The organism is Phaeacidiphilus oryzae TH49, assembly GCF_000744815.1.
GTDB lineage: Bacteria > Actinomycetota > Actinomycetes > Streptomycetales > Streptomycetaceae > Phaeacidiphilus > Phaeacidiphilus oryzae.
In genome coordinates, this window is sequence record NZ_JQMQ01000005.1 from 6567973 (window position 1) to 6580427 (window position 12455).

Sequence of the window (12455 nt, forward strand, 5' to 3'; positions counted from 1 at the left end):
GGCCGCGGCCCCCTCCCGTTCCCGCCCCCGCTCGGCCGGTCGTCGATGGCAGAGGCTGGCCGACCCGCCCACCAGCAGGGTGATCAGCACCCCGATCGGCACCAGCCACTGCGCCGCGATCCCGGCCGGCGCGGTGACGCCCGCCGTGGTGGCGTCCACCTTCACATACCGGACGATGTAGGTCATCGCCGCCACCGTCGCCAGGAAGGCGATGATCGCGTCCAGCTGGGTGGCCCGGCGCACCAGCCGCCCCAGCAGGAAGGCGCCGAGCAGCGCGCCGTAGCTGTAGCCGGTGATGGTCAGCGCGGTCAGGTAGACGTTGCCGGTGCTGGAGCTGAAGCCGCAGGCGAAGACCGCCATCAGCGCCGCCCACAGCAGCGTGGTCCACCGCCCCAGCCGCAGCATCGCCGCCTCGGAGGGCCGGTAGCGGGTCAGGCCGTGGACGATGTCGGAGACCGAGGAGTTCGCCATCGAGTTGAGCGCCGAGGAGAGCGAGCCCATCGCGGCCCCCAGGATGCCCGCCACCAGCAGCCCGGAGATCCCGATCGGCAGCCCGTGGAGGATGAAGCTCGGGTAGAGGTCGTCGGAGCTCTTCAGCCCCAGCTGCTGGAAGGTCCTCCCCCCGTGGTACGCCCACAGCAGCGCCCCCACCAGGGAGAACGCCGCGAACTGCACGGCGACGAAGATTCCCGAGCCGATCATCGCCTTCTGACCGTCCCTCAGGGTGCGGCAGGCCAGCACCCGCTGGACGATCAGCTGGTCGGAACCGTGGCTGGCCATGGCGAAGACCGCGCCGCCGAGGATTGCCGTCGGCAGGGCGAAGGAGCTGGTCAGCACGTGGGCGGCGGAGAAGTCGGTGTCGAAGACCCGGAAGTTCCCGGCGTGCAGCGCGGAGGCGAAGCCGTGCCCGCCGACATGCCCGCCGAGGACGCCGATCGCCAGCAGCGCCCCGCCCGCGTACAGGCCCATCTGGATCACGTCGGTCCAGATCACCGCCTTGATGCCGCCGAGGTAGGTGTAGCCGACGGTGATCACGGTCAGCACGATGATGATCAGCTTGTAGCCGATGTGCAGGCCGAACTCGTCCAGCAGCAGCTTGATCGGGATCGCCGAGGCGAAGAGCCGGACGCCCTCGGCGAGCAGCCGGGTGAAGACGAAGGCGATCGAGGCGATCCCCTGCAGCCGCGGCCCGAACCGCTCCGCCAGGTACTGGTAGGCGCTGACGAAGTCGCCCCGCTTGTAGAGCGGGATCAGCACGGTCGCCACCACGACCCGCCCGATGACGTAGCCCAGTGCCAGCTCGACGTTGCCGAAGGCCTGGCCGCCGGCGGCCCCGCCGGGGATGCTGATCACGGTCAGCACGCTGGTCTCGGTCGCCACCACCGAGAAGCACACCGTCCACCACGGCATCCGCCGCTCGCCGACGAAGTAGTCGGCGGCGGACTTCTGGCGCCCCGAGAGACGCAGCCCGACCCAGGCGACGACGACGAGGTACACCACGATCACGACCAGGTCGACGCCGCGCACAGACTCACTCCCCGAAGACGGATCCGCACCTGGCACGGACATCCAGGGCCGCGCCGAGTGCCTCAACGTACGGGAACCGATCGCCTCCGAACAAGGCCCCGCCGACGGCCTCGCGCCGCAGCCCGCGGGGCCGGGAGCGCGCGTCCGCCGCGTGGCGGAATTGGCCGATTGTCAGTGCCGTCCGGTTGCATAGGGGCATGGACGATCAGCAGCCCAGCCCGCCCCCGCGGTCCCGCGAGCAGCTCCGCGAAGAGGCCGACGCGATCCTCGCCGAGCTCGTCGGCGATCCCGGCGGCTCCGCGCGCCTGCGGGACGACCAGTGGCGGGCGGTCGCCGCCCTGGTCGACGAGCGCCGCCGGGCGCTGGTCGTGCAGCGCACCGGCTGGGGCAAGTCGGCGGTGTACTTCGTCGCCACCGCGCTGCTGCGCCGGCGCGGCGCCGGGCCGACGGTGATCGTCTCGCCGCTGCTGGCCCTGATGCGCAACCAGGTCGAGGCGGCGGCCCGGGCCGGCATCCGGGCCCGCACGATCAACTCGGCCAACCCGGAGGACTGGGCGGCCGTCTACGCGGAGATCGAGCGCGGCGAGACGGACGTCCTGCTGGTCAGCCCCGAGCGGCTGAACTCCGTCGACTTCCGCGACCAGGTGCTGCCCAAGCTGGCCGCCACCACCGGGCTGCTGGTCGTCGACGAGGCGCACTGCATCTCCGACTGGGGCCATGACTTCCGGCCGGACTACCGCCGGCTGCGCACCATGCTCGCCGAGCTGCCGGAGGGCGTCCCCGTGCTGGCCACCACGGCCACCGCGAACGCCCGGGTCACCGCGGACGTCGCCGAGCAGCTGGGCACCGGCGGCGAGGACGCCCTCGTCCTGCGCGGGCCGCTGCACCGGGACAGCCTCCGCCTGGGGGTGCTCGAACTCCCGGACGCCGCCCACCGGTTGGCCTGGCTGGGGGAGCGGCTGGGCGAGCTGCCCGGCTCCGGCATCGTCTACACCCTCACCGTCGCCGCCGCCGAGGAGGTCGCCGGCTACCTCCGCGGGCGCGGATACCCCGTCTCCTCGTACACCGGCAGGACCGAGAACGCCGACCGCCTGCAGGCCGAGGAGGATCTCCTCGCCAACCGGGTCAAGGCGCTGGTCGCCACCTCCGCCCTCGGCATGGGGTTCGACAAGCCGGACCTGGGCTTCGTCGTCCACCTCGGCTCGCCATCCTCGCCGATCGCGTACTACCAGCAGGTCGGCCGGGCCGGCCGCGGGGTGGACCACGCCGACGTCCTCCTCCTCCCCGGCCGGGAGGACAAGGCGATCTGGGACTACTTCGCCTCGGTCGGCTTCCCGCCCGAGGAGCAGGTGCGGCGGACGCTCTCGGTGCTCGAGGAGGCCGGCCGCCCGCTGTCGGTCCCCGCCCTGGAGACCCGGGTCGAGCTGCGCCGCTCGCGGCTGGAGACCATGCTCAAGGTGCTGGACGTGGACGGCGCGGTCAAACGGGTCAAGGGCGGCTGGACCGCCACCGGTCAGCGGTGGGAGTACGACGCCGAGCGGTACGCCTGGGTGGCCCGCCAGCGCGAGGCCGAGCAGCAGGCCATGCGGGACTACGTGGCGACCGCCGGCTGCCGGATGGAGTTCCTCCAGCGCCAGCTGGACGACGAGCAGGCGGCGCCGTGCGGGCGCTGCGACAACTGCGCCGGGCCGTGGTTCGACCCGGCCGTCTCCCCGGAGTCGCTGGCCGGCGCGGCCGGCGAGCTGGAGCGCCCGGGGGTGGAGGTCGAGCCGCGGCGGATGTGGCCCTCGGGGATGGCCGCGGTCGGCGTCGACCTCAAGGGCCGCATCCCGGCGGGGGAGCAGGCCGAGACCGGCCGCGCCCTCGGGCGGCTCTCCGACATCGGCTGGGGCAACCGGCTCCGCCCGCTGCTCTCCGAGCAGGCCGCGGACGGGCCGGTCCCGGAGGACGTGCTGAACGCCGTGGTCACGGTCGTCGCCGACTGGGCGCGCTCGCCCGGCGGCTGGGCCGGCGGGGCCCCGAGGCGACCGCCAGGCCGGTCGGCGTGGTCGCGATGCCGTCCCGCAACCGGCCGCAGCTGGTCTCCTCCTTCGCGGCCGGACTGGCCGGGGTCGGCCGGCTGCCCCTCCTCGGCAGCCTCGCCCACACCCCGCAGGCCCTCGAACTCCCGCCGCCGCACCGCAGCAACTCCGCGCAGCGCCTCCGCGCCCTGGCCGCCTCCTTCGCCGTCCCCGACGACCTCGCCGAGGCGCTGGCCGAAACCCCCGGCCCCGTCCTCCTCGTCGACGACTACACCGAGACCGGCTGGACCCTCGCCGTGGCCACCCGCCTCCTCCGCGGCGCGGGCGCGGACCGGGTACTCCCACTGGTGCTCGCCATCGCCGGCTAGCGCGGTGGGCGGCGACGGTGGTGGGGTTGCAACCGGGTCTCCGCGGCGGTCTGCGGCGCCGTTCGGGGTTGGGCGTGCGGTTCCTCGCGCCCCCTGGGGGGCTTGTCTGGGTGGTTGGCTGCGGTTCGCGGGTTGTGGCGGCGGAGCCGCGCATGGGGGGCGCGGGGAACTGCGCGGCCCGCTATCCGCGGAGCGTGGGGCGGCGACGGTGGTGGGGCTGCAACCGGGTCTCCGCAGCCGTTCGCGGCCGGGCGCGCAGCCGCTAGCGCTGGGGTTCGATCACGGTGACGCCCGCGCCCCGCGCGCCGCTCATCGCGGCCAGCGCCGCCGGCGCCCCCGCCAGCGGGATGGTCGAGGTGACCAGGCGGTCCGGGCGGACCACGCCGGCGCGGACCAGTTCCAGCAGCGGCGGGTAGGCGTGCGCGGCCATCCCGTGGCTGCCGAGGAGTTCGAGTTCGAACGCGATCACCCGGCTCATCGGCACGACCGCGTCCTCCGGCAGCAGCCCCACCTGGACGTGGCGCCCTCGGCGGCGCAGCGAGCGAACCGAGGCCGCGCAGGTGGCCGGCGAGCCCAGGGCGTCGAGGGAGAGATGCGCCCCGCCACCGGTGACCTCCCGTACCGCCTCGGCCGTCCGGGCCGTCCCGGCCGTCTCGGCGGCCTCCGCCCGGACCCACTCCGCCGCGCCCAACTCCCGTGCCAGCTCCAGCGCCTGCGGCGAGACGTCGACCGCGACGACACGCGCCCCCGCCGCCGCGGCGATCATCACCGCGGAGAGGCCCACGCCCCCGCACCCGAACACCGCCACCCACTCGCCGGCCGCCGCCCGCCCCTGCGCGGTGACCGCCCGGTACGCCGTCGCGAACCGGCAGCCGAGCGAGGCCGCCGTGCCGAACGAGAGCTCCTCCGGCACGGCGACCAGATTGACGTCGGCGTGGTCCAGGGCCACGTACTCGGTGAAGGATCCCCACTGGGTGAAGCCGGGCTGCGTCTGCCGCTCGCAGACCTGCTGCTCCCCGGCCGCGCACGCCGCGCAGCTCCCGCAGGCGCAGACGAACGGCACGGTGACCCGGTCGCCGACCCGCCAGCGGGTCACCCGCGCGCCCACCGCCGCGACGACACCGGCGAGTTCGTGCCCCGGCACATGCGGGAGCCGGACGTCCGGGTCGTGCCCCAGCCAGCCGTGCCAGTCGCTGCGGCACAGTCCGGTCGCCTCGACCCGCACCACCACGCCGTGCGGCGCCGGCTCGGGATCCGGCACCTCGCGCAGCCCGGCGGGCTCCCCGTACTCCTCGAACACCACTGCCCGCATCCGCCCTGCCCCGCCGTTCCGCCGTTGCGCTGCCGCGCTGTTCCGCCGTCGCACCCCCGCGCCGCGCCGTCGTCGGCGGACGCCGTTCCGGCCGGAACGCTAGCAGTGGGACGCGTCAACGCCCGAAGTACCCATGGTGACCGAGTTATTGACTTTCTCTCACCTGGTGGTTACTCGTTGTGTCGTACTCCTGTCCGCTCCGGTACGAAGGATTCGAAGGATTCGAAGGATGCACATGCGACTCCGCAGACTGCGCAGACTGCTGGTCCCGCTCGTCACCGCCGTGCTCGCCGTGCTGGGGCTGGGGATGTCTCCCGCCGTCGCCAGCGCCGAGACGACAACGTTGTCCAAGCCCCACCCGGCCACCTCGGCCGCCGACTACGCGCAGGCCGCCGCCACCGCTCTGCAGCGCTTCTACGACCCGTCGACCGGTCTGTGGACCGGCACCGGCTGGTGGAACGGCGCCAACGACCTCACCGCACTGCTGGACCTCGACCGGCTGTCCGGCAGCCGCGCCTACACCGCCACCGCCGCGAACACCTACGCGAAGCAGGTGAACACCGGCGACGGGCAGTTCCGCAACGAGTACCTGGACGACACCGGCTGGTGGGGCCTCGCCTGGATCCAGGCCTACGACCTCACCGGTGACCAGCGTTACCTGGCCACCGCCCGCGCCGACGCCGACTGGATGTGGTCCTACTGGGACGGCACCTGCGGCGGCGGCATCTACTGGTCCACCGCCAAGACCTACAAGAACGCCATCCCCAACGAGCTCTTCCTCAAGCTGGCCGCACAGCTCCACCAGCGGATCCCGCACGACACCACCTACCTCGACAGGGCGAACCAGGAGTGGTCCTGGTTCGCCGCCAGCGGCATGATCAATTCCGGCCACCTGGTCAATGACGGCCTGGACTCCTCGACCTGCCAGAACAACGGCGGGCAGACCTGGACCTATAACCAGGGCGTGATCCTCGGCGGACTGCTCGAACTCGACCGCGCCTCCGGCGGCACCCGCCCCGAACTCCTCACCGAGGCACGGCAGATAGCGACCGCCGCCACCACCAGCCCGCTGCTCACCCCCGGCGGCGTCCTCACCGAGCCCTGCGAGGCGAACGGCGGCGACTGCGGTGCCGACGGCCCCTCCTTCAAGGGCATCTTCGTCCGCAACCTGGGCGAGCTGAACAGTGCCCTCTCCGACCGCCCGTACTCGCCCTTCCTGGCCCGCCAGGAGGCGACCCTGGTGGCCGACGACCGCAATGCCCAGGACGACTACGGAGTCCACTGGGCCGGCCCCTTCGACAAGGCCGACCCCGCACGCCAGCACAGTGCCCTGGACGCGCTGACCGCGGCGGCGTGGAACGCCTGAGCCCGACCGGCCGCCGTCTGGCGCCGGCGGGCCGGCTCCCTCCCCTGCGGAGCCGGCCCGCCGCAGGTCACGGCGTGACCGCGAGCACCTGACCCGGCCAGGGGTCCCGGCCCGGGCGCTGGACGGAGAACGCCTCGGTCGGGCGGAAGCCGAGCCTGCGGTACTGGTCGACGAGCCGGCCGCCCGCGCCGGCGTAGCAGTCCACCCGGAGGAGGTCGAGGCCGCGCTCGCGGGCGATCTCGCGGGCGTCGGCGACCAGGGCGGCGCCGATCCCGCTCCCGCTCCGGGCGCGGTCGGTGACCAGCAGGCGGAGGTAGATCTCCGGCCCGGCGAGGGGTTCGACGTAGGACGGCGGCCGGTCCGCGAGGACGCAGACCCCGATCACCCGGCCGAGGCCGTCCTCGGCGATCCGGGCGGTGTGGTCGCGCAGGTACTCCTCGACGTGGGCGACCCGGGCGGGGCTCGCCGAGTACCGCTCGCTGCCCCACTGCTCGGTGATGCCGCGCGCCACCAGCCACTCCACCGCGCCGTCCAGCAGGCCGAGGAGGGCCGGCAGGTCCGCGGGGCCGCCGGTTCGCACTGTGGGGATCTTCGTCGTCATGCCCCCGTTTCTACCGCCTGCGGGCCGGCCTGCCGAGAGCGCGGGAAAACGGATTCGGCGGGAGGCCGTCAGTGCTGTACTGTTCCCCTCAACGACGCGGGGTGGAGCAGCTCGGTAGCTCGCTGGGCTCATAACCCAGAGGTCGCAGGTTCAAATCCTGTCCCCGCTACGCAGAGGTGAGGGCCCGGTTTCCGCCGGGCCCTCACTGTTTTCCGCGCGGGCCGCCGAGTGGCCGGGGCGGCGGGGCTGACGGACGATCAGATCAGGATCGACCGCCGCCCACGACCGCCGCTGAGGAGCCCGCCGCATGCCCCCGCTCCCTCCCCGCTCCTGCCGTCGCCCTCGCCTCCGTCCTCGCTTTCGCCCTCGCTTTCGTCCTCTGCGTCCTCTCCGTCCTCGCGCTCGCCCCGCCGCCCTGCTCGGGCTCACCGCCATCGCCGCCGTGGCGGCGGCCGCGCCCCCCGGCCCGGGCCCCGCCGTCCGGCCCGCGAGCGCGACCGCCGCACCGGCGCGGTGGCCCGTCCCGGTGAACCTCGCCCCGGGCACCGCCCAGGTCGTCACCGTCCAGTCGCGTGGCACCCACGCCACCGTGATCGCTTGGCAGTTGGAGCCGGACGGCGTCTGGCGGAGAGTGCTGGCGACCGCGGCAGGACGGGTGGGCGCCCACGGCGTCGTCGCCGGGGCGGCCCGCCGCCAGGGCACCCTGACCACCCCGACCGGGACGTACACCCTCACCCAGGGCTTCGGCGTCGGCCCCGACCCGGGCACCCGGATGCCCTACCACCGGGTGGGCCCGCGGGACTGGTGGGTCGAGGATCCCGAGACCCGCTACTACAACCAGCTGCGCCGCTCGGACCAGGGCGGCTTCCCCCTCACCGAGGACGGGCCGCGCGGCAGCGAGCACCTTGTCGACCACCCCGTCCCGTACCGCAACGCGCTGGTCGTCGACTTCAACCGGAGCCCGGCGGTACCCGGCCGCGGAGCCGGCATCTTCCTCCACGACCTGGGCCCGAAGGGCGGCCCCACCGCCGGCTGCGTCGCCGTCCCGGCCCCCGTCCTCACCGCCGTCCTGCGCTGGGCCACCCCGTCCCAGCACCCGGAGATCGCCATCGGCTGAACACCGCCTCGACGCTCCCGCGCGCGACGCTCCCGCGCGCGACGCTCCCGGCCGCCCCGGCCCGTCGGCGCGGGCGGCGCGCCCTGGCCGGCTCCACCCCCGCCGCCAACGCCGCCCGGGGTTCCGCGGTGAGCCGCTGGGGCGGCTGAGTCGTGGCGGTGCCAAGGCTATTGACGGGGTGTCGGAAGTCTCATAGATTGCCGCTGCATCGTGCGGATGAAACGATTCATCCTCCATCTTCCGGCGCAGTGAAGGGGTACTTCAGTGGCCAGTCAGACAACGATGTCAGAGCCGGATCCGATGAGTCGCCGCCGTTTCCTCGGCGTGGGCTCGGCGCTGGCCGCCGGGGCGCTCACGGCGGGGGCGGTCGGCGCGGCCGGCGCCCTCGCCACCCCCGCGCTGGCGGCCGCCGCCGGCACGCCCGCCGCCGGACCCGCGCCCGTCGACCTCTCCCCGGCGCACTGGATCTGGTACCCGGAGGGGAACCCCGCCACCGCCGCCCCGGCCGGCCACCGCTACTTCCGCAGGCGGTTCACCGTCCCCGCGGGCGAGGTGACGGACGCTCAGCTGGTGGTGACCGGCGACCAGGCGCTGAACGTATGGCTCAACGGAACCCCGCTCGCCGCCACCGCGCGGGCCGCCGACTCCTGGCGGAAGGCGGTCTACGTGGACCTCCGGCCCGCGCTGGTGCCCGGCGGCAGCAACACCCTCGCGCTGGCCGGCCGCAGCGGCGGCGGCCCCGCCGGCCTCCTCGGCCGGGTGCGGGTCGTCACCAGCGGTGGGACGGCGGACCTCGTCACTGACGGCAGTTGGTCGGTGGGACGCGAGGGGCCGACCGGCTGGGAGCAGCCCGCCTTCGACGACGGCGGCTGGGCGCCCGCCCGCGACCTCGGCCGATACGGCATCGCCCCCTGGCGTACCGGCGTGGCCGCGCCCGACCTCTCCGCCCCCTCGCCGCTGGCGGTGGTCGACGGCACGGTCGAGCACCGCAGCACTCCGCTGGGCATCGACACCGGTCAGCCGCGCTTCGGCTGGGTCCTGGGCTCGACAGAGAACGGGCTGCGCCAGGCCGGCTACCAGCTCCAGGTCTCCACCACCCCCGAGGGCGGCGGCGACGTATGGGACAGCGGCCGGGTCGCCTCCGCCCAGCAGATCGACCTCGCGTACGCCGGCCCCGCCCTGGCCGGCCTGACCCGGTACCACTGGCGGGTGCGGGTCTGGGACGGGCAGGGCCGGGCCGGCGCCTGGAGCGCCGTGCGGTGGTTCGAGACCGGGCTGATGGCCCCGGCGAAGGAGTGGACCGCCGCCTTCATCGGCGGACCGGCCGCCCCGGACCTCTCCGGCGCCTCCTGGATCTGGTACCCGGAGGGCGATCCTGCCTCCGGGCTGCCCGTCGAGGACCGCTACTTCCGGCGCGACTTCACCCTCGGCTCCGCGCCCGCCGCGGCCACCCTGATCGTCACCGGCGACGACACCGCCGACGTGTGGGTCAACGGGGTGGAGGTCAGCACCTCGCCCCGGGTCACCGACTCCTGGAAGACCTCGGCCACCGTCGACGTCACCGCCCATCTGGCGGCCGGCGCCAACACCCTGGCCGTGGCGAGCTCCAACACCACCCAGTCCCCGGCCGGCATGATCGCCAAGCTGATCGTGGACGGCGCCACGGCCCTCGTCACCGACTCCTCCTGGAAGGCCGCCAAGTCCGCGCCCGCCGGCTGGAACACCGCGGGGTACGACGACGGCGACGCGGCCGTCTGGCCCGCCGCGCTGGTGGTGGCCGGCTACGGCAGCGGGCCGTGGGGGGCTGATGTCCGGGTGGTGACGCCGGCGCCGATGCTCCGCAAGGCATTCACGGTCGCCAAGCCGGTCGCCTCCGCCCGGCTGCTGACCACCGCGCTGGGCCTCCACGAGACCCGTCTGAACGGCCGGAAGGTCGGCGACGAGGCCCTCGCGCCCGGCTGGACCGACTACCGCAAGCGGGTGCAGTACCGGGTGCACGACGTCACCTCGCAGATCCGGCGCGGCGCCAACGTGCTGGGCGCCTGGCTCGGCAACGGCTGGTACTCCGGCAACGTCGGCTTCGCCGGCACCGCGATCTACGGCTCCCGGCCGTGGTACTCCGCGCAGTTGGCCCTCACCTTCACCGACGGCAGCACCCAGGTGCTGAGGACCGACGGCAGCTGGCGGACCGCGACCGGTGCCATCCGGGCCGACGACCTCTACCAGGGCGAGACCTTCGACTCCCGTCTGGACGCGGCCGGTTGGGACGCTCCCGGCTTCGACGACGGCCGGTGGTCCGCCGTGGCGGTGTCCGGCGACGCCGCCCCCACCCTGGTCTCCCAGATCGACGACGGCGTCACCGTCCACCAGGAGCTGCGCCCGGTCTCGGTCGCCCAGCCGGCCCCCGGCGTGTGGATCTTCGACCTCGGCCAGAACTTCGCCGGCTGGACCCGGATCGCCGTCCGCGGCCCGGCGGGGACGCAGGTGACCGTCCGGCACGGCGAGGTGCTCAATCCGGACGGCACCCTCTACACCGCCAACCTCCGCACCGCCCAGGCCACCGACCGGTTCGTGCTGTCCGGCACGGGCCGGACCGAGACCTACGAGCCCCGGTTCACCGTCCACGGCTTCCGGTACGTCGAACTCACCGGCCTCCCGGCCGGATTCACCCCGGACGCGGGCACCGTGACCGGCCGCGCGGCCTGGACCGACGCGGCCCAGGCGGGCACCTTCGACACCTCCGACGAGCTGGTCGACCGGATCCAGCACAACATCCTGTGGGGCGAGCGCAGCAACATGCTCTCCATCCCCACCGACTGCCCGCAGCGGGACGAACGGCTCGGCTGGACCGGCGACATCGGCGCCTTCTGCGCCACCTCCACCTTCAACCTGGACACCCGCCGCTTCCTGGCCAAGTTCGCCGACGACCTGACCGACGCCCAGCGCTCGGACGGCGCCTTCACCGACGTCGCCCCCGCGGTGATCAGCGGGGCGGGCACGGCCGGCTGGGGCGACGCGGGGGTGATCGTGCCCTTCACCATGTGGCAGCGCTTCGGCGACCTGCGGGTGGTGGACCGGCACTTCGCGGCGATGGCCCAGTGGGTGGACTACCTCCGCTCCACCTCCGGCAGCGATCTGATCCGCGATCAGCAGACCTACGGCGACTGGCTGAACGTCGACGACAACACCGCCCAGGACCTGATCTGCACGGCCTTCTTCGCCCACGCGGCCCGGATGGTCGCCGAGATGGCCTCGGCCACCGGCCGCTCGGCCGAGGCCGCCTCGTACGGGAAGCTGGCCGACCAGGTGGCGGCCGCCTTCACCGGCCGGTTCGTCGCGGCCGACGGCACGGTGAGCGGCGACACCCAGACCGGCTATGTGCTGCCGCTGGCCTTCGGGCTGCTGCCGGAGCCCCTGGTCCAGCCGGCCGCCGACAAGCTGGCCGCGAAGGTCGCCGCGTGCGGCGGCCATCTCAGCGTCGGCTTCCTCGGCGTGGAGAACCTGCTGCACGTGCTGGCCGATCACGGCCACGCCGACACCGCCTACCGCATCCTGCTGCAGCGGGACTTCCCCGGCTGGGGCTACATGATCGCCAACGGGGCGACCACCGTCTGGGAGCGCTGGGACGGGATCAGGACCGACGGCTCCTTCAACGACCCGGGGATGAACTCCTTCAACCACTACGGTCTCGGCTCGGTCGGCGACTTCCTCTACCGCCGGGTCGGCGGCCTCGCCCCGGCGAGCCCCGGGTACGGCTCGCTGCGGATCGCCCCCGTCGTCGGCGGCGGTCTGACCTCGGCCCGCAGCACGTACCAGACCGGCTACGGCACGGCCTCCAGCGACTGGGCGGTGGCCGGCGGCCGGCTGGCGCTGCACGTCGCGGTCCCGGTCAACACCACCGCCACGGTGACGGTGCCGACCTCCCGGCCGGACTCCGTCACCGCCCCGGCGGAGGCGGTCCCGACGGGGGTGCCGGGGACCTACTACCTGCCGGCGGGGCGGTACACCTTCACGGCGGCGAGCTAGGCGGCCGGGCGGCCCGGCGGCCCAGGCGGCCCGGCGGCCCAGGCGGCCCGGCGGCCGAGGCGAGCCGTCCCGAGGCCGCCCGGCACGCCCGGCCGCCCCGCCTCCCGGCCCTCCCGT

General features: G+C 74.3%; 5 protein-coding genes, 1 tRNA gene and 2 pseudogenes. 5 read left to right on the forward strand and 3 right to left on the reverse strand.

What is annotated here, in order from left to right; genetic code table 11:
• Window positions 1–36 precede the first annotated feature (36 nt).
• Window positions 37–1527 (reverse strand): annotated as a pseudogene (locus BS73_RS36835) (sodium:solute symporter); the annotation flags it as partial.
• A 197-nt stretch (window positions 1528–1724) separates the two neighbouring features.
• Here BS73_RS36835 and BS73_RS32945 point away from each other — a divergent pair.
• Window positions 1725–3916, forward strand: a pseudogene (locus BS73_RS32945) (DEAD/DEAH box helicase).
• A 262-nt stretch (window positions 3917–4178) separates the two neighbouring features.
• On the opposite strand, the gene BS73_RS32950 reads toward BS73_RS32945, so the two are convergent.
• Complete coding sequence (locus BS73_RS32950; RefSeq protein ID WP_037578018.1) at window positions 4179–5228, reverse strand: alcohol dehydrogenase catalytic domain-containing protein; 1050 nt, start codon at window positions 5226–5228, stop codon at window positions 4179–4181.
• A gap of 229 nt (window positions 5229–5457) precedes the next feature.
• Between BS73_RS32950 and BS73_RS32955 the strand changes: the two genes are divergently transcribed.
• On the forward strand, window positions 5458–6594 hold the full coding sequence (locus tag BS73_RS32955; protein WP_084704534.1) for a glycoside hydrolase family 76 protein: 1137 nt from the start codon (window positions 5458–5460) through the stop codon (window positions 6592–6594).
• 67 nt (window positions 6595–6661) lie between these two features.
• Here BS73_RS32955 and BS73_RS32960 read toward each other — a convergent pair whose 3' ends face one another.
• Window positions 6662–7195: a GNAT family N-acetyltransferase gene (locus BS73_RS32960; RefSeq protein ID WP_200886752.1), complete on the reverse strand. Its 534-nt coding sequence runs from the start codon at window positions 7193–7195 to the stop codon at window positions 6662–6664.
• Between the two features lie 95 nt (window positions 7196–7290).
• On the opposite strand from BS73_RS32960, the gene BS73_RS32965 reads away from it, so the two are divergent.
• From BS73_RS32965 to BS73_RS32975, 3 genes are all read left to right on the forward strand, one after another.
• Window positions 7291–7364: transfer RNA gene (locus BS73_RS32965), tRNA-Met, on the forward strand.
• Window positions 7365–7721: 357 nt separating this feature from the next.
• Window positions 7722–8312 (forward strand): L,D-transpeptidase family protein, encoded by a 591-nt coding sequence (locus BS73_RS32970; protein WP_235215605.1) that lies wholly within the window; start codon window positions 7722–7724, stop codon window positions 8310–8312.
• A 300-nt stretch (window positions 8313–8612) separates the two neighbouring features.
• Entirely contained in the window at window positions 8613–12338 is a 3726-nt protein-coding gene (locus tag BS73_RS32975; protein WP_084704536.1) for a family 78 glycoside hydrolase catalytic domain, read from the forward strand.
• Window positions 12339–12455 lie beyond the last annotated feature (117 nt).